This is a genomic window from Anoxybacter fermentans, from assembly GCF_003991135.1.
Taxonomy (GTDB): domain Bacteria; phylum Bacillota; class Halanaerobiia; order DY22613; family DY22613; genus Anoxybacter; species Anoxybacter fermentans.
In genome coordinates, this window is record NZ_CP016379.1 from 1,528,484 (window position 1) to 1,549,587 (window position 21,104).

The window sequence follows — 21,104 nt, forward strand, 5'->3', positions numbered from 1 at the left end:
CTTTTCCCTCCTTTTTTACTATTCTTTTAGATCTTCTTTCATCTTTAGAAAAGTTTCCTTATCAATTTCTCCACGTGCATACCGTTCTTTAAGTATCTCTAACGGTTTATTTTTTTCAGAATCTCTTTTGAATAAGGAATCGCTGCTTCGAATCAGATAAAAGATTCCAAAAATAACTGCACCCCAGAATAATAACATAAAAAATCCTCCAAAGCCATGTCCCATACCCCACCACATCATTTTCAATCACCCTTTCCATTAGTAATAATAATCTCTTTTACAATATCACCAGCTAAATCTGTAACCTTAACATCAGCAAATTCAATCTTTCCAATTGTCTCGAGAGTTCGACGATTTATATTAGCTCCCCATAAACGAACCGTTAGTGGATTAAAAAAATCCATTATGGCTCCAATCACTGGCTGTTCAGATCTAACATGTTCCAGGAGAAATATTTTTCCTTCCGGTTTACAAACCCTATGTAATTCCCGAAAACCTTGCAACGGATCAGGAACAGAACAAAATACACAGGTAGCCACTACAACATCAAAAAAATTATTAGAAAACTCTAATTCCTGAATATCCATTAAAGAAAATCTAACTTCCTTATTCAATTTTTTACTCTTTTCTTTAGCCCGCTCAAGCATCCTTTTACTAAAATCAATAGCATACATCTGGACATGATCTGGATAATAAGCGATATTGTTACCAGTACCAACACCTACTTCCAAAACTCTTCCACCAGCTGGTGCATATGAGGCTACCTTGGCCCAGATATCTTGTCTCCATTGCTTAAATTTTCCCATTTCCATCGGCTTCTCTAACCAATCATATAGCCGGGCAATGCGATCATAACGTCGACTGATTTTTAATGAATCTCTTTGCATTTTATACTCCCTCCAAAATAATATCTACACTATTATCATTCGCATTCAAAAAATTTTTATTTTAGATAAACTTGTTCCAACAATAGTCACCGCATTTATTTTGGGAATAAAGAATTTTCACTTTAATTTTAACAAGAATTTATGAAAAAATTATGAACAAATTCAAAAAAATAATAACCATATCAGCCTTCTTTGCTGAATGGTTATTATTTTTTTGAATTTATCCCTGAAAATCAATAAAAAACTCAACTGATTTAACCTTAATTATTCTCTAAAACCCTTTTTCTTTCATTAAATTCTTCCTGAGTAATCTCACCTCTGGCAAATTGTTCCTTTAAGATTGAGATAGCTCTACTCTCCCCTTTATCCTTAGGGAGAAATAACCCACTTATAAGACGGACTAATAGATAAATACCACCAATAATTAGAACCCACTGTATAAACATAGCAAGCCATCCAACCCAACCTCCGAAGCCAAATAAACCTGCTCCGTAACCAAAACCATGACAAAACCACATTTTAAATACTCCTTTCAAATTTTTAATTACCAGTATCCATATCCATGCATAACATTATGCATTTGCCACATTCCATTAAATAAACCATTTCCATACATCATACCGTATCCCATATCAAATCCAACGCAATGTTCAAAAAATATATCAAAGTCCTCATTTTCGATATAACTTTCGTGTACTTCAAGTTGATTCAACATATATTCTGCCTGTTTGGGAGTGATAAGATTCCGCACAACCATACCCTGGATGAACTCTTTTTGTAACTCAATCTGTTTCCTGGCATAATCACGGAAAAAGTTCTGGTCTTCCTTATTTAAGTCTGCTCTGATTTCATGAGCAAATACCGGCACTACCATACTCCCCAATGTCAGAATTACTCCTATAATAATTATTATTTTTTTCATCCTCCCTTTCACCTCCTTATCCGATTTCATCTTTATATTAACAAATAATTTTGAAGAGAATATGAAGATTTTAAAATAAAATAAAATAATTTTACTGCAAAAAGCTAATTTTTCACTTCAAAAGAAATTTTTCGAACCATCTAAAGTTCGATTTCAATCGAAATAAGGCACACTAATCAATGGGCCATCCAGGCCCTTGATTAGCTCATCACATCCTGTGATGAGGCCTTATTCCGACTGAAATCTCACTAAGATGGTTTAACGAAAAATTTCTATATCGCTCAAAATTAACTTTTTGCAGTTTAATCATAAAATCAGATTTTTACTCTGCAAAAGGAATAAAAACTGTAAAAACTGTGCCCTCCCCCAATTTACTTTTTACATCAATACTACCAGCAACTAATTCCACCAATTCTTTTATAATTGCCAATCCAATACCTGTACCACCTGTTTGACGGGCTCTAGAAGGATCAGCTCGATAAAATCGTTCAAAAATATAAGGTAAATCCTTTTCATCTATACCAATGCCTGTATCTTTCACCGTAATCTGAAGTCCAATTATTCCATTCTTTTCAACTTTCTTCATTGAACAGCTCACCTGTCCGCCTTCTGGGGTGTACTTAAGGGCATTATCCAGGAGATTCTGTAAAATCTCTTTGACTATGAACTTGTCCAGATTACCTTCCAGATTTTCTACAGTCCAATTTAATTCCACACCTTTTTTATCATATTCTAGTTTAATCCTTTTAAAATATGGTTCAAACTCCGTGACTAATCGAACCAATGTTGGGTAAACCTGACGTTTTGCCTCTAAATGAGCCAATTTTTGTAAGTTATCAATTAATCTGGTCAAACGTTGAACTTCTTCATGGAGATCAGTAAGATGGGCTTCATCGGCTTCAATCACCTTATCCAGCATCCCTTCAATATAACTCTGGATAGACATCAACGGATTTCTTAATTCATGGGCCAGGTCAGATGTCATTTTGCGACGCAAATTCTCCAGATGTTCAAGATCCCGGGCCATTTTATTGAAACTCTCCCCCAGCTCCTCCAGTTCATCTTTGGTACGGATCTTAACCCGTGTTTTCCAATCGCCACGACTTATTAACATTGCAGCATTCTTAAGAGTAGTTACCGGACGGGTAATCATAGAAGAAGTAAAAAAACTAAAAACAATAGCAAGTAAAAGCCCTATACCTACTGATCCCAACAAAGAATAGTTTATTGCTTCCCGGAAAGCAATATCATTAGGTGACCTGAAACCGTCACTTAACTCTGATATTACTCGAACCTGAATTACAAAATCATTTGTACGAATCCATTCTTCAGTCTGATAAGCGTCAGGAGAAATCTCTTTTTCGCCCCGATAGGGAGCCATCATCATATTCCCTGAATGGATACTATCAAAAATCATTTCTCCAGATGAATTAAAAATTTGCACCCTGACATTTTCCATCATGCTAAAATGAGTCAGATTCATAAAAAAAATATGGGGAGAGATTCGGTTTTCCAGAGATCTTTGAATATAACGAATAACGTTTTGATGTTTTTCATTTAATTTAGATTTTATATACTCAGAAAATTTACTGTGAAAAGAAAAGTTAAGCAATAATCCTACTGCTATTACCGTTACAAGAGTAATTAGAATAAAACTAACAAAAAGTTTATACCTTAATTTACACATTATCATCTTCGCCTCCAGCAAACTTATAACCTACCCGGTAGATAGTAATAATAAATTGATTTGGCACTAAATCAAGTTTACGGCGAATATTTTTAATATGAGCATCAACTGTCCGATCATATCCTTCGTAATCATAGCCCTGTAATTTCACAATCAGCTCTTCTCTGGTAAATGGTCGATTCGGATTTTGTGCCAGGATGGCAAGAAGTTTAAACTCGGTAGCAGTTAGTTCCTTCTCTACGCCATTAATTTTCACCTGTTGGTGGGTTAAATCCAACTCTAGAGTTTTATCACCCGATTTATAGATTAACTTCTGAGCCAGAGTTACCCCTTCCTGATTGAGATTATATCTTCTCAAAACTGCATGAATTCTCGCCACTAATTCCCGTAAACTAAATGGCTTAACCAGATAGTCATCAGCTCCCATCTCCAAACCTGCAATCCGTTCCTTTTCCTCTCCGCGAGCAGTTAACATCATAATAGGTACCTGAGAACCCTTACTACGTAAACGACGGCAAATTTCTACACCTGAAAGGCCGGGAAGCATCAAATCAAGAATTACCAGATCAGGCTCTTTTTTATTTAAAGCTTCCCATCCGGTCAATCCATCTTGATACCAGTCAACCTGATATCCTTCCTTTTCTAAATAAGCACAGGTGATTTTGCCTATCTTATCTTCATCTTCAATTAGAATTATTCGTTCTTTCATCATATTCCCCCCCTTTTTTTATAATAACGTGTTTGTCTTAAAAGAACAATAATTATTTATCTGAACTTAAAAATAAAGAGTGGACTTAATCCACCCAGGCTGTTGAAAAAGGGGAGGTGCACGCAACTTGCTCCCATAGTAGAACCAGAAAAACTAAATATAATTTCTTCCGCTACCGGACACTCCGTCGTCCTGGCTGCACGTCCTTAAAAGTCAAAGCTTTCACCCTTTTGGCTTTAAGCCTTGACTTATACGCTTCAGAAATTATATTTAGTTTTTCTGATTTCTAAAAAAGAAGGATTTATCAACAATTTCCGTGGACCTAATCCACTCTTAAATAAACCTATTGCGAAAAGCTAATTTCTTACTTCAAAAGAAATTTTTTTAACCATCAAAATGGATCCTTCTGGTCCTTAGAACTAGCTCATCACATCCTGTTATTCTTCAAATGTTACTGAAATGATTTAACAAAAAATTTCAACAATGTTCAAAATTAATTTTTTTGCAGTTTAATTATAATATTATTTAAACCTGAATCTGATCATTGTTAAATTCAATCAAATTTCCTTATTTAACATTTTCACCAGAGTTACCTCCATATCTATGCTCTGATTTTTTCTGATGATTATGCCCACTATGTCCACCACAACACCCACCACCTCGATGTATAAAATACATACTACCTATAAATATTAAAAAAAACAATAAACTTCCCATGAAATCTCACTCCCCCTTATGACTATATTTCGATCATACCATAAAAATATGAACAAACTATGAAAAATATCGAAATAAATAAAAATACCATGATTAAACTGTAAAAAAACTTATTTTTTGTAGCAAAATCATAATATTTACATTTACTAAAAATTATTTGTACACCTTAGTATAAATCACAATAACCTACTTAATATTCGCTAATTTATCTATGCTTATACTGCAAAAAGCTAATTTTGAGCGACATAGAAATTTTTGCTAAAACCATCTTAGTAAGATTTCCGACGAAATAAGGCCTCATCACAGGAGATGATAATCTAATCAAGGACCAGGAGGGCCCTTTGATTAGGAAGCCTTATTTCGACGGAAATCGAGCTTTAGATGGTTCGAAAAATTTCTCAAAGAGCGAAAAATTAGCTTTTTGCAGTTTAACCATCTATAGTAAAATTACGAAAGTATTTCTCTTCAACTTTAAAAATAAATTATAACCTTTTTAGATATACTAAAATTAAAACATAATCCGGAGGATAAGCCATATGAAACATGAATTACTTAATAGTAAGGAAATTTTCTTCATACTTATTGGAACCTTTACTGGATTTCTGGCCAGATGGGTTTTATTAAGAAAAGATTATCGTCAGTATCCTACTTTTCCTAATGGTTATTTAATCCACTTAACTACCGGATTTATTGCAGCAGGAATAGGTGCAGTAGCTTTACCGGCTTTACTGGCTAAAAATTTTGTCGCTATTACCTTTCTAGCACTGGCCATTCAACAATTTCGTGACATTCGAAAGATGGAACGGGAAACTTTATTTTCTCTTGATAAAAATGAATATGTACCACGGGGGCATGCCTACATCGATGGTATTGCAAAAACTTTTGAAGCTCGAAATTATGTGACAATGATCGTTTCCCTTACTACAACATTTATCACTCTTCTAGACCTTTTTGGTAAACTTGTATTAAATATATTAGCAGGGCTTGCTACCGGTTTTATAGTCTTTCTCTTTTTAAAAAGGTTTACCAAAGGTGGTCAAATAAAAGATATTCTTAAATCTATCAAAGAAGCTGAACTATCTTTTAAAGATAATAACCTGTATGTTGACGACATTTTTGTTATGAATGTAGGGTTAAAAGCTACCCAGGAACGCATATTAAAAAGAGGTCTTGGAGTTATTCTGACACCAAAAGGTGAAAATGAGGCTATAATCCTCAATCATGAAGGTCAAAAGCAGGCTATTTTACATGAATGTGGCCGCCTTTTAGGTCTTGAGCGCTATATAGCCGCTCGAAGAGATCTTGAGACCGACCGCCTAGCGATTGTTATTGTACCAATGCGTAAAGATTTTAAATCTATGGTTCAGATTATTGAACAGGTTCCCATCCTCGAAACGAACAAAAAAAATGAAGGAGCGTGAAAAAAATGTCTTCCAAAACACGTCATATCCTTGCTTTTATAACCACCGATAAAGAACTGGTTCAGTTCAGCGGAAAACCAGTTTTATACGCTAAAACAGAAGAAGAGTTGCAAAAAATTTCTTCTGAATTAGGAAGAATATTGGCTGGAAATGTATATCGGCTGACAAACGGCCTTGTGGTTATCACCGAAGCATAATATGCCGAAAATAATTAATTTTTCGCGTTTATATCAATATCTATCTCCTTCCACTTACCGCGTTTATAGCGAAACATTAAAAATACTCCACGCAAAATCAAATCAGATGCAACAGCAATCCATACACCTACCAGTCCCATATTAAAAACAAAACCTAAAATATACACACCAATTACCCGTATTCCCCAGATTCCTATAAATGTACTATACATGGGAAACCTGGTGTCCCCTGCTCCCTGAAGTGCCGCAGTAATAACCAGGGTAATACAAAGAAATGGCTGCACTAGAGCGATAATCCTGAGAACCAATATAACCTGCTTAAGAACCACTTCATCCCGGGTAAAAAGAAGACCTAAAGGTCTGGCAAAAATAAAAAAAATTATCCCCACACAGACCATAAAAATTGTTCCAAGCCAGTTACTCAATAATCCCAAATATTCTGATCGATCAGGTCTTTTTGCACCAAGATTTTGTCCAACCAGGGTCGATGCTGCTATTGCAAAGCCGTAGCCCGGCATATAAGATAAACTCTCAATACTCCCTGCGATATTATGAGCTGCATATGCATCTGTCCCAATTTTTATAATCATCGCTGAATAGACCAGCTGGCCCACCCGCATCACTAACCGTTCTAAGGCAGCGGGATATCCAATTAAACTGATCTTTTTTATCAGAATTTTATCAAAAGTCCATGGAAATTTAATTGAAATATTTAAAAGTGAACTTTTTCGATTTAAGAAAATCAGAATTAGTAATACTCCAATCAGCCTGGAAGCTGTTGTTGCTATTCCTGCACCGAGGATACCTAAACCTTCAAAATCAACAATACCAAAGATTAAAACATAATCAAGAATAACATTTATTACATTGACTATCAGTGTAACTTTCATTGGTGTCCTGGTATCACCTGCTCCCCGCAAGGCACTGGATAATACCAACATCAAAGCAAGAAATGCAGAAGGAACCGCAACTACCAGAAAATACGGTAATGTATATTCAATAACCCTTTCTTCAAGCCCCAATATTTCGAGGATCTGTCTAGCAAAGACTAGGGTAATAAATCCTGTTAAAAAACCAATACCTACAGCCATCAAAATCGACTGCTGAGTTGCATGGCTTGCCTTTTTTATATTTTTTGTGCCAATATTGCGGGCTACTACAGCTGTTGTACCTACTCCTACAGCAGTAAAAAAGGCTATGTAAAGATTCATTAATATATTAGTCGCTCCAACCCCAACTATAGCCTCTGTACCAAGTTTAGAAATAAAAAAAGTATCCACAATTCCAAGAAGCACCTGTAAAATATTTTCAATCATAGCCGGAAAGGCCAGTTGTAAAACTTCTTTAATATCCTTAAATTTAAATTTCTTTTTTATAACAGCTAAAATAATCGGATCCATAGATTTTTTCGCCACCTATTTAACAAATTTGTCAATGGCATCTTGTAAATCTTCAAGAATCTCCGTATTATTTTCTTCAATGGCCTTAACAACACAATGATTGATATGGTCTTTTAAGATCAGTTTTCCGACATTGTTAAGTGCAGATTTAACAGCGGCGATCTGAATCAAGATTTCACTACAGTCTCTTCCCTCCTCGACCATTTTTTTTATCGCATTAGTATGGCCCGCAATTCTCGCTAGACGATATATTACTCTCTTGGTATTTGGATGAACCACTTTACCCAAATCTATACCTCCTTTTTATAATAATATCCCCCTGAGGGGGATATTATTATTGTATCTTATCTCCAGTAAAATATCAAGTAAATTTTACATAAAAAAGAACATCCCAATAGGGATGTTCTGTATAACAAAAAAGAGCAATATCTATAACAATATTGCTCTTAATTATCTTAAATTTTGGTGGGCCCACCAGGACTCGAACCTGGGACAACTCGGTTATGAGCCGAGGGCTCTAACCAACTGAGCTATAGGCCCACAATAAAATGGCTCCCCGAGCAGGACTCGAACCTGCGACCCACTGGTTAACAGCCAGTTGCTCTACCGACTGAGCTATCGGGGATCATCTGTTTGTGTGATAATCACCCTCAACACAAGTGTAATTATACGCTATATTTATCAGAATGTCAATAGTAAAGGAGATCAAATTTACGTAAATATCTTGATTAATAAGCAAAACTATTGATTCTTTTGTTATTTTCTCGTTATATCTTCGTTTTTCTAATTAATCTAAATAATCTTTTAGCTTCTTACTCCTGCTAGGATGACGTAACTTTCTTAATGCTTTGGCCTCAATTTGACGAATCCGTTCCCGGGTTACGCCAAATTCTTTTCCAACTTCCTCTAGTGTTCTAGGCCGTCCATCCTCAATTCCAAAACGAAGCTCTAAAACACGTTTCTCACGCTCACTGAGAGTATCCAATACATCACCTAACTGTTCTTTTAATAACTTATAAGAAGCTGCTGCTGCAGGAGCTGGAGCATCTTCATCTTCGATAAAGTCTCCCAGATGACTATCTTCTTCTTCCCCAATAGGCGTCTCTAAAGAAACAGGTTCTTGAGCAATTTTCATAATCTCCCTGACCTTTTCTGGCGTCAAGTCCATCTCCTTTGCAATCTCTTCAGGAGTAGGCTCACGACCTAATTCCTGTAAGAGTTGGCGGGAAACCCGGATTAATTTGTTTATGGTTTCTACCATATGAACTGGAATACGAATTGTTCTGGCCTGATCAGCAATAGACCGGGTTATAGCTTGACGAATCCACCATGTAGCATAGGTACTGAACTTATAACCTTTCCGATAATCAAACTTCTCAACAGCTTTAATCAGGCCAAGATTACCTTCCTGAATTAAGTCAAGGAATAACATTCCCCGGCCAACATATTTTTTAGCAATACTTACAACAAGACGCAAATTAGCTTCTGCCAGCCTTCGCTTGGCTTCTTCATCTCCTTGTTCCATTCGCTTAGCCAATTCCACTTCTTCTTCAGCAGTAAGAAGTGGTACTTTCCCAATTTCTTTTAAATACATCCGTACCGGGTCATCTATACCAACTCCGTCAGGAATACTTAAATCCAGGTCAGGGGAGTTATCTTCATCTTTTTGGTCATCTTTATCATCATTTTTTTCAGAAATATTATCTACAACATCTATATTCTTTTCGGCAATTAATTCATAAATACGATCAATCACATCAGGCTCCAGTTCTTTATCTTCCAGGGCATCCATAATCTCATCATATGTCAGGACACCCTTCTGTTCACCACGCTCTATCAAAGAATTTACAGCATCTAAGACATCACGCTGTAATTCTATTTTCTTTTCTTTATTTTTTTCCTTGGCCTTCTTTTTAGCCATTAATACCCCCCCTTTCCATTCCATAATGAAGCAAACGATGATATCGAATAAGTATTTGATTTAAATCAACCAGATTGCCATGATTCTTGATTTGTTTGAGCTTTTTTAATATTGTCTCCATCTCCATTGTCATTTGATACTCCTTTAATTTTGTTAATCCTTCCACTATAAATTTCTCCGTAACTTCATAATCTTGATAGTAAAATAATAACTCAAGTACCTTTTTTTTCAAATCATTATCACTAAAATTTTCAACCAAATTATTGGTAGTCAATAATGAAAAATCCCCCGATTCTCTAACCTGCTGGTAACATAAATAAATTTGCTGCATTATTAAACGGTAGTCCGAATTTTGAAAGAAATCGGGTGTAATCTCCTCAAATATTTTCCCAATCATCTGAGGAATTCTTAAGATGGCATTAATAAATTTAGCTTCAAAGTCATCAGATATAACCTTTCTCGTCTCTTTACTAGTATGCCAATTTTTATCGTTTCTATCCTTAATTTTACTTTTTTCTTTAATAAAATGTTCTAACTCTTCTTTTAATGCCTGTTCAGAAATCTCTACTCGCTTAACAATCTGTTTAATCAGGTAGTCTTTCTCAATTGCATTATCTATATTCAAAAACATTGGTAATAATTCCTGAACCGCCTGTACTTTCCCATCAGGACTATCTAAATCATATTGTTTTAAAATTTTATTTAATTTAAAATCTATAAATGAAATAGCATCTTCAAGCAAACTTTTAAACGCCTCTGCACCATTTTTACGAATTAATTCATCTGGGTCTAATTCATCGGGCAGTTCAATAACTTTGACTATTAGACCAGTATTTTTTAAAATATCCAATCCACGTAAGGTAGCTTTCTGGCCTGCAGTATCTGCATCATAGGCTATATAAACTTCTTCAGCATACCGGGCCAGTAGGCGCGCCTGATTCTCCGTCAAAGAGGTACCCAAAGATGCAACAACATTTTCAATCCCATATTGATGGGCAGTAATTACATCTGTATATCCTTCAACAATAATTGCCTGCCCAGTCTTTCTAATCTGATCCATAGCAAAATTAAAACCATACAGATTCTGATTCTTTAAAAAAATCGGGGTCTCTGGAGAATTAAGATACTTGGGGTTCTGGTCAGGCTCCATAACCCGACCGCCAAATCCAATAGGTTGTCCCCTGAGGTTGAATATTGTAAAAATAGCCCGATCTCTAAACCGATCATAATAGCCATTTTTTTGCTTCCCTGGTAAAACCAGCCCCGATTTTTCCAACAAATAATCTGGATAACCTTTTTTCTTCAAAAAATGAAAAAGAGCAGTCCAAGCTCGAGGAGCATATCCTAAACGGAATTTCTCAATGGTTGCTCTAGTAAATCCTCGCTTTTCAAAATACTTTAAGGCATTTTTGCCTAGTTTATGTTCTAAAAGTAAATATTGATAAAATTTTGCTGCCCATTCATGTATTTCAAAAAGTTGATCACGTATCTCATCAGACTTTCGTCTAGTCCTATTTGGCTTTTTTTGAGGAATAGGTACCCCATAACGTTCAGCTAAAACTTTAGCCGCTTCAAAAAATGGTAAATTTTCAATTTCCATTAAAAAATTAAAAATATCTCCACCAGCACCACAACCAAAACAGTAATAAAGCTTTTTATCACGACTTACCGTAAAAGATGGGGTTTTTTCGTTATGGAATGGACATAATCCAACATAATTTTTACCTTTTAACTCTAACTTAACATAATCAGAAACAAGATCCACAATATCTGCTCTTTGCCGGATCTCTTCTATAAAATCATTAAAGGTCAAGCTAATTCACCCTATCTTTTAATACCCTAAATTAAAAGTTCTCTAATTATTTTCGGCAAAAATCTCTTTTTTCCTCCTAAAAAATCTTTCTAATACACTCAATAACCGCTCTTTATCAGACACGGTATATTTAGAAGGGCCTTTAAAACGGCCGCCGCTACGGCGTTCTTTTTGAGCCAGATGACGCCGTAATAAAAGTTCATCCATTTTTTTTTCAAGATAAATTTTACCCCGCGGCGAGACAACATGAGCACCTTTTCGTAAAACTATTGCAGCAAGACCATAATCTCCTGTAATAACCAGATCATCTTTTTGTACCCGATTTATTACTGCCATATCAACTGCCTGTGGGAGATTGTCAACAACAATATAAGTGCAATCACTGTAATCACTGTAATGAGATAAACTGGTAATCAGAATAACTTCAACCTGATACTTTTTAGCCAGATTTATAACTTCTTTTTTAGCAGGACATCCATCACCATCGATAATTAATCTCATAGATAAAAGCCTTTATTCCTTATTCAAGATTAAAGGCATAAATCCTCCTTTAAAATAAATTTTTTAAATAGTCTTTTTATTATTACCCTAACCACGGTTTTGGAAAAAAAATCTGGTTTGCTTTGGCTAAAGCATAGCGATCTGTCATTCCTGCTATATAGTCAACCACAATTCGTTCTATCTCAACCTCACTCTGTAAAATCTGATATTCCTTAGGTAGCTGTTCAGGATGGTTTAGATAATATGCATAAATCTCCTGAAGTAACCACTTTGCTTTACCCTCTTCAGTTTTAGCTTTTGAGGTCGATTGATAAACATGAACAAATAACCAGTATCTAAGCTCGTTGGTCGCTTCCTCAACTTCAGGACTTTGCCTGACCACAGGTTGATTCCAACTACTTTTTATAATATCCTTAACCATCAAATCAATACGTTCCGAGTGTGTTCTGCCCAGGACTTTCAACGGGGCTGACGGTAAATCTTCATATTTAATTACACCTCCGCGAATGGCATCATCTATATCGTGATTAATATAAGCAATCCGGTCAGCAATCCGGACTATCTGTCCCTCAAGAGTATAGGGAATCTGGGGACCTGTATGGTTTAAAATTCCATCTCTTACTTCATCTGTCAGATTCAATCCGCGTATATTCTTTTCTGAACGCACTTCTAGAAAATCAACTACTCTTAGACTCTGCTCATTATGTCGAAATCCGGGTGGATAAACCTGGTTTAAGGCCTCCTCTCCTGCATGACCAAATGGAGTATGACCTAAATCATGCCCCAGAGCAATGGCTTCCGTCAAATCTTCATTAAGAGCCAACCCCCTGGCGATGGTTCGTGCAATACCCGCCACTTCCAGAGTATGAGTCAACCTGGTTCGATAATGATCACCTTCAGGAGAAATGAAAACCTGTGTCTTATGCTTTAAACGACGAAAAGCCTTTGAATGAATAATCCTGTCCCGGTCCTGTTGAAATACAGTTCGGATATCACATGGTTTTTCAGGATATTTCCTGCCTTTACTCTCCGCACTTAAAGTTGCATATGGAGATAAAAATTTTCTTTCCCGGATTTCATAATCCTTTCTACTTATCATTGAATCACTCCAAAATTTGAGTTTGATTCTCAAAATCTTTTTCATAGTACTATATACACCGTTAGCAAGAAAAATCCTGCATTGTCAATAGTATTAACAATTAAAATCTTGATTTCACTGCAAAAAGCTAATTTTTCGCTCCTTGAGAAATTTTTCGAACCATACTAAAGCTCGATTTCCATCGAAATAAGGCTTTCTAATCAAAGGGCCCTCCTGGCCCTTAGAACTAGCTCATCACCTCCTGTGATGAGGCCTTATTTCGTCGGAAATCGAGCTAAGATAGTTTAGCGAAAAATTTCTATGTCTCTTAAAATTAGCTTTTTGCAGTATAATCATAAATTATCTATATCAAATGTTATATACAACTTATAAAAGATAGAATTTCCTGAACACTTAAAATAAAAAGTGTTACCCAGAACCAGCTTAGGGCAACACTTAAAGAATAATTTATTTGGTTTCCTTGAGAGCAGCCTGTGCTGCTGCTAAACGGGCAATTGGTACTCGATAAGGAGAACAACTTACATAATTTAAACCGATCCGATGAAAAAATTCTATAGATTTGGGATCTCCGCCGTGTTCACCGCATATACCCACTTTCAGATCCGGTCGTACCTTATGACCTGCATTAATCGCCATCTGGATTAATTTACCCACACCATTTTGATCAATGCTCATGAAAGGATTTTCAGATAATATTCCTAATTCTAGATAGCTATGAAGAAATTTACCTTCGGCATCATCCCGGCTAAAACCAAAGGTAGTTTGAGTTAAATCATTGGTTCCAAAGGAAAAGAATTCAGCTTCTTCAGCAATCTCATCGGCAGTCAGAGCAGCACGTGGGAGTTCGATCATTGTACCAATTTTATATTCAACATCTACACCTGCTTCAGCCAGAACTTCATCTGCTATGTTTGTAAGCCGTTCTTTTAAGTACTTAAGTTCAGTCGATTTAGCTATAAGTGGAATCATTACCTCAGGTAATATCTTTTTACCCTCTCTTGCAAGCCTAGCAACAGCAGTAAATATAGCTTTCATCTGCATTTCATAAATGGCCGGAATGATAATTCCCAGACGACAACCCCGGAAACCCAGCATCGGATTAGACTCACTCATATTCTTTACTTTTCGTAAAAGTTCACGCTTATTTCTAAGTTCTACTGGATTGTCAGCATGCTCTAAATGAGCCACCTCTTCTACAAGATCTACAAGTCCTGGTAAAAATTCATGTAATGGTGGATCCAGAAGCCTGATTGTAACTGGTAAACCTTCCATTGCCTCAAAAATCTCGATAAAATCATTGATCTGCATCGGCAGCAATTTATCTAAAGCAGCTTTTTGTTCTTCTTCAGTCTCGCTTAAAATTAGTTCTTGAACTACAGGTACCCGCTCAGGAGCCATAAACATATGCTCTGTTCTACAAAGTCCAATTCCTTCTGCACCGTAAGATCTGGCTTTAAAGGCATCTACTCCATTATCTGCATTGGCACGAACTTTCAAGCTGCGTATTTCATCAGCCCAGGCCAAAAGTTGTTTAGCTTCTTCACTTAACTCAGGTTCAATCATTTTAGCTTCACCTAAAATCACATCGCCATTTCCACCATTAATGGTGATCAAATCACCCTTTTTAACCGTATATTTACCTACTGTAAAGACCTCAGCTTCAAAATCTATTTTGATGGATTCACAACCGCAAACACAGGGTTTACCCATTCCTCTGGCAACAACCGCTGCATGACTGGTCATACCACCGCGGGTAGTAAGAACACCCTCGGAAGCGATAACACCGTGAATATCTTCAGGAGTGGTCTCAAGACTTACCAGAATAACTTTATGCTGTTCGGCCATCTTTTCAGCTTCATCAGCATCAAAAACTACAATTCCACTGGCAGCACCTGGAGAGGCAGGGAGTCCCTTCGCAATAATTTCTGCACTATAAGAAGTATCGATTTGACGATGAAGAATCTGTTCTAAATGTTTGGGTTCAACCCGCATCAAAGCTTCTTCTTTCGTAATCAAACCTTCTTTAACCATATCAACCGCTATTTTGATAGCTGCCCTGGCTGTTCGTTTACCGGTTCGGGTCTGAAGCAAATATAACCTTCCATTTTCAATCGTAAATTCAATATCTTGCATATCACAATAGTGTTTCTCCAATATATCAGTAATCTCTAAAAGCTGCTCATAAATTTCCGGGAATTCTAACTTCATATGGGCAATATCCATTGGTGTTCTGGCTCCAGAAACCACATCTTCACCCTGGGCATTTTTCAAAAATTCACCATAAAGTACATTTTCACCAGTTGAAGGATTGCGGGTAAAGAGTACACCGGTACCTGATTCATTCCCGGTATTTCCGAATACCATCGCCTGAACATTTACCGCCGTTCCTAAATCATGGGGAATTCCATTGGCTTCCCGGTAAATAACAGCACGCCTATTTTGCCAGGATTTAAATACAGCTTCAATTGCACCAATCAACTGTTCTTCTGGGTCTTCGGGAAATTCAGTATTTGTCTCTTTCCATACAATCTCTTTGAAATCAGAAATTAGCCGCTTAAGTACATCTACAGTTAAATCAGGGTCGTTTTTTACACCAACTTCATCTTTGACTTTGTCAAGATGTCGGCTAAAAAGATAGGCCGGAACACCTAAAACCACTTCGCCATACATCTGAATAAAACGACGATAACAGTCATAAGCAAAACGTTCATTGTTAGTTACTTTAGCTAAACCTTTTACAACTTTGTCATTCAAGCCCAGATTTAAGATGGTATCCATCATTCCAGGCATTGAAATAGCAGCACCGGAACGGACAGAGACCAGTAGTGGGTTATTAATATCGCCAAAGCCTTTATTAGTATTCTCTTCTAACTTACGAATGTAATCAGGTAACTCATTTAAAATTTGTTCGGGAATTTTTCTACCCAATTTAAAATAATCCAGACATCCTTTGGTTGTAATAGTAAAACCTGGGGGAACAGGAAGGCCCAAGTTGGTCATTTCAGCAAGATTTGCTCCCTTACCACCCAACAGAGATTTCATAGAGCCATTACCTTCGGAAAATGAATAGATATACCTGGTTGACATTATATAACCTCCCAAGAGTAGTTTAGGTTTGATTTTATTTATCCATCTTCATAACATCTTTGGGGTAATATTCAGGTTTTTGAGTTATTTTATGATAAGCATCAATATACCGGATAGTTCCTGTTTTGCTCCGCATAACAATCGAATGAGTAATAGCCCATTCTCCCGTATACCGAACCCCACGCAAAAAATCCCCATCTGTAATACCAGTAGCGGCAAACATGACATCATCTGTACATACCAATTCGTCAATTGTATAGATTTTATTTAAATCAGTAATACCCATAGCTTTTGCTCTCTTAATCTGTTCATCGTTCTCAAATACCAATCTACCTTGAAATTCTCCCCCGAGACATTTAAGAGCAGCAGCAGTTAAAACTCCTTCTGGAGCACCTCCAATCCCCAGAAGAACATCTACTCCTGTCTCTTCAAAAGCAACGGAAATTCCAGCCGAGACATCACCATCACTGATCAATTTAATTCTGGCTCCTGCTTGACGGACTTTTTTAATTATCTCTGAATGACGTTCCCGGTCCAAAATAACTACTGTCAATTCGCTAACACTCTTTCCCTTGGCCCGGGCCACGGCATTTAAGTTTACTTCTATCGGGCTATCCAGATGAACACAGCCTTTTGCCTTTGGCCCAACGGCAATCTTTTCCATATACATATCGGGTGCATTTAAGAGAGTACCTCGCGGAGCTACAGCGATAACAGCAATAGCATTTGGCAAACCTTTAGCAACCAGGTTAGTTCCCTCCAACGGGTCAACTGCGATATCTACCTGAACAGGTGCTCCTTTCGAACCGATATGTTCTCCTATATAAAGCTGTGGTGCTTCATCCATCTCTCCTTCTCCAATGACTACAACCCCATCAATATTTACTGTATCAAAAACCGCTCTCATGGCAGCAACCGCAGCACCATCTGCAGCCATTTTGTCTCCTTTACCCATCCAGGGTGCAGAAGCTAAAGCCGCAGCTTCCGTTACTCGTACAAATTCTATAGCTAATTCTCTTTGCATCATATCTAAAAATCCCTCCTTTTTGTTAAAATTTCTGAGGCAGTCTCTTCAATAGATTTGTTGGTCACATCAATAATCTGGCAGCCTATCTTTTCCATAATCTGCCTACTGTAATTAAGTTCTTCATAAATTCGCTTCAGTTGAGCATAATCAGCCAAATAATCCAATCTCATTGATTTAAGCCTTTCTCTACGAATCTTACGCAATTCTTCAGGATCAATTATTAGTCCAAAAATTTTTTCTGGATTAAACGTAAATAGTTCTTTTGGTGGAACTACTTCCGGTACGAGAGGTAAATTTCCAGCCTTAATACCGTGATAAGCAAGATACATACAGAGCGGTGTTTTAGAAGTCCTACTAACACCAATAATAACCAGATCACTTTTAAATAGTGTCCGCAAATCTCTTCCATCATCACAGCGAACAGCATGTTCAATTGCCTCAATACGCTGGTAATATGTCTGATCAACTTCACGGTATGCCCCAGGTTTTAATTGTGGTGTAATTCCAAGAAAATGAGATATTTTTTCGATCACTGGACCTATAAGATCAATAATCGGAAGATTATACTTTTTTGCCTCTTCTTTTAAAGTTTCTTTTAACTCAGGTAAAATAATCGTAAATGCAATCAGACAGTTTGAGTTTTTATAACGTTCAATAACTTTAATAATCTGTTCTGGTTCTTCAATCTGAGTATATTTTTTAATTTCCACTTCTTTTAAACCAAATTGGCTCAATCCGGCTCGCATTACCGTTTCTGCAGTTTCACCCGTAGAATCTGCTATTATCACAACCTGAGGATTATCTTTAAAAATACTCATCTCATCACCTCTTTACAGCTCTGACAAATGACTCGCCAGGACGTTGGCTAAAGTAGTTTTGCTAAACCGCCCTACTACTTTTAAACGTGTTTGACCATTGACTTCTTCTTCAACTACAACCGGAAGGGCATCCACTTTATAATCTACCAATTTTCGGAGAGCAGTATAAAATGTTTCCTCTGGCTTTGTAACAATGATATTGGGCATGCGGCTCATAACCACACTTACAGGAAGTTTTTGAATATCTGCTTCTCCTATGGTAACTTTCAATAAATCCTTCCTACTCACTACCCCTACTAAATATCCTTCTTTATCGCTGACAAAAAGGGTGCCAACATCTTCTAAAAAAAGAGTTACAATGGCATTGTAAACAGAAGAGCTTTCCTGAACCACTACCGGGTGAGATTGAAGATCTTCTATTTTCATTTCCAATAATTTTTCCAACTTTCCTACTGCTCCGGGTTCTTTGACAAAATAATATCCCACCCGGGGTTTGGCATCTAAAATCTTTGCCATAGTCAAAATTGATAAATCAGGCCGCAAAGCGGCTCTAGTTAAACCCAATCGTTCTGCAATCTCTTGACTGGTAATAGGTTCGTTTTGTTTAACAATCTCAATAATTTCTTTTTGACGTTCCGTTAATTTTATATTCCTCGCCTCCCCTTCTAAAAAACTTAATATTATAATAAAAATAAATGTGATATATTATACTCATCTTAGTTTAATATGATACACTTTTCTATTGTTTTCATTGATTTAGTATAGCACATTTATTTTTTCGCCATTAACTTTAAATCTCCTGCTTATCTCAGAAATTTTTTTTGATAATCCTTACTATGATTAAACTGCAAAAAGTTAATTTTGAGCGACATAGAAATTTTTCGTTAAACCATCTTAGTGAGATTTAAGTCGAAATAAGACTGAAATCGAACTTTAGATGGCTCGAAAAATTTCTCTTGAAGCTAAAAATTAACTTTTTGCAGTAAGATCTTACTATTAATAACAGAAAAAACAGGGAAAATAACATTCTAATTCTTTAGGATATGGTGAGTCTGCTATCTGGGTGGGATGGGCTGAAAGGGGGATTATTCAAGAAGTGATAAAAAAAAACTCCAGGCCAAGACTTCCCGGTTCTTTATCTGGCCCTACCAATCAAAACATCCAGGACTAACAGCCATCGATCAAAAGCTTCACTACCAATTTGAAATAAATTTTTCCCAGGGAATTGCTGATTTAAAAAAGCAGCATTCCCCCGGGAATTAAAACCAGACTGCTACGGCATTTTTATCTCCCAATTAATCGCAGAACCTCATTAGCTGATTCTTCAATAGAACGATTAGTTACATCTACAACAGGACAACCAATTCTTTTCATTATCTTTTCTGCATACTCCAATTCTTCATTGATACGTTGGATAGAAGCATATTGTGCACGGGTATCCAGCCCCAAAGACCGGAGCCTTTCTAATCTAATCTCAGTTAAAAGATGTGGATCAATAGTCAAACCCACTACTTTGCCATCGGGATTCTCAAATAATTCCTTTGGCGGTTCAACTTCGGGTACCAGTGGGATATTAGCAGCTTTTAATCCTTTATAAGCCAGATAAATTGACATAGGAGTTTTAGAAGTCCGGGATACTCCAATCAATACTACATCAGCCAGAAGAATTCCTTTACCGTCATTCCGGTCATCGTATTTGACCGTAAACTCAATAGCATCCACACGGGCGAAATACTCTTTATCTAAACGATGTAATAAACCCGCCTTCTGTTTTGGTTTCTTTTCATAGATCTTAGAAAAAGCATCTAACATAGGGCCCATAATATCTACACAGAGGATTCCGGCATCCTTAGCATATCTATCCAGCATCTCACTTAACCCAGGTTTAACTAAAGTATAAGCAATCAAACATTTGGGCTCACGTCTGGCTTGAAAAATAACCTTTTTAATATCTTCCTCGGATTGAATATAACTAAATTTCCTAGTCTGAACCTTTCCTGAATTAAACTGACTTGCAGCAGCCTGGACAACAGTTTCAGCAGTTTCACCAATAGAGTCGGAAACTATGTATACCTTTGGTCCCATATCCTCACTCCTTCACATAAACAATATATTCATGATTATACTGCAAAAAGATAATTTTGAGCGACATAGAAATTTTTCGCCAAATCATCTTAGCGAGATTTCCGACGAAATAAGGCCTCATCACAGGAGGTGATGAGCTAATCAAGGGCCAGAAGGGCCCTTTGATTAGAAAGCCTTATTTCGGCGGAAATCGAGCTTTAGATGATTCGAAAAATTTCTCAAGAAGCGAAAAATTAGCTTTTTGCAGTTTAACCATTCATGATTTTATTACAAAAAGTAAATTTTTTGCTTCAAAAGAAATTTTTCGAACCATCTAAAGTTCGATTTCAGTCGTAAAAAAGAAACCCCGAAAAAACGAGGTCTGCAAATAATAGGAAAAAATTATCTAACTTTTATTACATTTCATTCTCTCCATCCTTATGCTTTTCCACAGGTTCCCGTTTTTCAATCACAATTTTGCACCGTGTAACAAGTGCTGCTAAACCTCCAAGAATAGCAACATAAGGAGCAATCATAGTACCCAATACACCAAGGGTTACAGGAATCTCTACCAGTGTAACCCCTTCTTCATTTTTAACAATAATACGGGTTACATTACCTTTTTTAATCAACTCTTTAACCTTATCGACCAGTTCATTCCCCTTAACCCAGAATTCTTCTTTAACCTTGCTCTGTTTGGCCTTCTCCTCCAAATCAATAATGGCTTTCACTACATCACCATTGGCTCTGGTTAAGGCTGCATCTGCTTCCCCATAGCTCACTCCTGTACGCTCCCGAATCATATCCAACTTTTCTAAGCGTTCTCTATCCACT

At 36.7% G+C, this 21,104-nt stretch carries 21 protein-coding genes and 2 tRNA genes; 2 read left to right on the forward strand and 21 right to left on the reverse strand.

Going from position 1 to position 21,104, the window contains the following annotated elements; all coding sequences use genetic code 11:
- Positions 1–18 precede the first annotated feature (18 nt).
- From BBF96_RS06910 to BBF96_RS16390, 7 genes are all read right to left on the reverse strand, one after another.
- Positions 19–198: an SHOCT domain-containing protein gene (locus BBF96_RS06910; protein WP_205665734.1), complete on the reverse strand. Its 180-nt coding sequence runs from the start codon at positions 196–198 to the stop codon at positions 19–21.
- A gap of 44 nt (positions 199–242) precedes the next feature.
- Positions 243–887, reverse strand: coding sequence for a class I SAM-dependent methyltransferase (locus BBF96_RS06915; RefSeq protein ID WP_127016461.1), 645 nt, complete (start codon positions 885–887; stop codon positions 243–245).
- A 260-nt stretch (positions 888–1,147) separates the two neighbouring features.
- The gene (locus BBF96_RS06920; protein WP_127016462.1) at positions 1,148–1,405 is read right to left on the reverse strand and encodes an SHOCT domain-containing protein; all 258 of its coding nucleotides are present in this window, start codon (positions 1,403–1,405) and stop codon (positions 1,148–1,150) included.
- 26 nt (positions 1,406–1,431) lie between these two features.
- Positions 1,432–1,809, reverse strand: coding sequence for a hypothetical protein (locus BBF96_RS06925; protein ID WP_127016463.1), 378 nt, complete (start codon positions 1,807–1,809; stop codon positions 1,432–1,434).
- Between the two features lie 322 nt (positions 1,810–2,131).
- On the reverse strand, positions 2,132–3,496 hold the full coding sequence (locus tag BBF96_RS06930) for a sensor histidine kinase (protein WP_164730940.1): 1,365 nt from the start codon (positions 3,494–3,496) through the stop codon (positions 2,132–2,134).
- Positions 3,489–4,205, reverse strand: coding sequence for a response regulator transcription factor (locus BBF96_RS06935; RefSeq protein WP_127016465.1), 717 nt, complete (start codon positions 4,203–4,205; stop codon positions 3,489–3,491). The genes BBF96_RS06930 and BBF96_RS06935 overlap by 8 nt, the downstream gene beginning before the upstream one ends.
- Positions 4,206–4,772: 567 nt before the next feature.
- Positions 4,773–4,922 (reverse strand): hypothetical protein, encoded by a 150-nt coding sequence (locus BBF96_RS16390; protein WP_164730941.1) that lies wholly within the window; start codon positions 4,920–4,922, stop codon positions 4,773–4,775.
- Between the two features lie 536 nt (positions 4,923–5,458).
- Between BBF96_RS16390 and BBF96_RS06940 the strand changes: the two genes are divergently transcribed.
- Together BBF96_RS06940 and BBF96_RS06945 are read left to right on the forward strand one after the other, a co-directional pair.
- Entirely contained in the window at positions 5,459–6,343 is an 885-nt protein-coding gene (locus BBF96_RS06940) for a YIEGIA family protein (RefSeq protein WP_127016466.1), read from the forward strand.
- 5 nt (positions 6,344–6,348) lie between these two features.
- Positions 6,349–6,540: a capping complex subunit for YIEGIA gene (locus tag BBF96_RS06945; protein WP_127016467.1), complete on the forward strand. Its 192-nt coding sequence runs from the start codon at positions 6,349–6,351 to the stop codon at positions 6,538–6,540.
- A 14-nt stretch (positions 6,541–6,554) separates the two neighbouring features.
- On the opposite strand, the gene BBF96_RS06950 is transcribed toward BBF96_RS06945, so the two are convergent.
- From BBF96_RS06950 to BBF96_RS07015, 14 genes are all read right to left on the reverse strand, one after another.
- Positions 6,555–7,940 carry an MATE family efflux transporter gene (locus tag BBF96_RS06950; protein WP_127016468.1) on the reverse strand — a complete coding sequence of 462 codons (1,386 nt, stop codon included), beginning with the start codon at positions 7,938–7,940 and terminating at the stop codon, positions 6,555–6,557.
- 15 nt (positions 7,941–7,955) lie between these two features.
- A complete protein-coding gene (locus tag BBF96_RS06955) occupies positions 7,956–8,228 on the reverse strand; it encodes a metal-sensing transcriptional repressor (protein ID WP_127016469.1) in 273 nt (90 codons plus the stop codon).
- 175 nt (positions 8,229–8,403) lie between these two features.
- A tRNA-Ile gene (locus BBF96_RS06960) sits at positions 8,404–8,480 on the reverse strand.
- Positions 8,481–8,489: 9 nt separating this feature from the next.
- Positions 8,490–8,565 (reverse strand) — tRNA-Asn (locus tag BBF96_RS06965).
- Between the two features lie 162 nt (positions 8,566–8,727).
- Positions 8,728–9,861, reverse strand: a complete 1,134-nt coding sequence (gene rpoD, locus BBF96_RS06970) for an RNA polymerase sigma factor RpoD (protein WP_127016470.1) — start codon at positions 9,859–9,861, stop codon at positions 8,728–8,730.
- Positions 9,854–11,674: a DNA primase gene (gene dnaG / locus BBF96_RS06975; RefSeq protein ID WP_164730942.1), complete on the reverse strand. Its 1,821-nt coding sequence runs from the start codon at positions 11,672–11,674 to the stop codon at positions 9,854–9,856. Before dnaG ends, rpoD begins: the two co-directional genes overlap by 8 nt.
- 42 nt (positions 11,675–11,716) lie before the next feature.
- Positions 11,717–12,175, reverse strand: coding sequence for a YaiI/YqxD family protein (locus BBF96_RS06980; protein WP_127016472.1), 459 nt, complete (start codon positions 12,173–12,175; stop codon positions 11,717–11,719).
- A gap of 82 nt (positions 12,176–12,257) precedes the next feature.
- Positions 12,258–13,274, reverse strand: coding sequence for a deoxyguanosinetriphosphate triphosphohydrolase (locus tag BBF96_RS06985; protein WP_127016473.1), 1,017 nt, complete (start codon positions 13,272–13,274; stop codon positions 12,258–12,260).
- Positions 13,275–13,721: 447 nt separating this feature from the next.
- Complete coding sequence (ppdK, locus tag BBF96_RS06990) at positions 13,722–16,361, reverse strand: pyruvate, phosphate dikinase (RefSeq protein WP_127016474.1); 2,640 nt, start codon at positions 16,359–16,361, stop codon at positions 13,722–13,724.
- Between the two features lie 34 nt (positions 16,362–16,395).
- On the reverse strand, positions 16,396–17,385 hold the full coding sequence (glpX, locus tag BBF96_RS06995) for a class II fructose-bisphosphatase (protein ID WP_127016475.1): 990 nt from the start codon (positions 17,383–17,385) through the stop codon (positions 16,396–16,398).
- Between the two features lie 5 nt (positions 17,386–17,390).
- A complete protein-coding gene (locus tag BBF96_RS07000) occupies positions 17,391–18,206 on the reverse strand; it encodes a pyruvate, water dikinase regulatory protein (protein WP_127016476.1) in 816 nt (271 codons plus the stop codon).
- Positions 18,207–18,218: 12 nt separating this feature from the next.
- Positions 18,219–18,854 (reverse strand): helix-turn-helix transcriptional regulator, encoded by a 636-nt coding sequence (locus BBF96_RS07005; RefSeq protein WP_127016477.1) that lies wholly within the window; start codon positions 18,852–18,854, stop codon positions 18,219–18,221.
- Between the two features lie 636 nt (positions 18,855–19,490).
- The gene (locus BBF96_RS07010; protein ID WP_127016478.1) at positions 19,491–20,291 is read right to left on the reverse strand and encodes a pyruvate, water dikinase regulatory protein; all 801 of its coding nucleotides are present in this window, start codon (positions 20,289–20,291) and stop codon (positions 19,491–19,493) included.
- Between the two features lie 395 nt (positions 20,292–20,686).
- The gene (locus BBF96_RS07015) at positions 20,687–21,103 is read right to left on the reverse strand and encodes a DUF4342 domain-containing protein (RefSeq protein ID WP_236777894.1); all 417 of its coding nucleotides are present in this window, start codon (positions 21,101–21,103) and stop codon (positions 20,687–20,689) included.
- Between the last annotated feature and the right edge of the window lies 1 nt (position 21,104).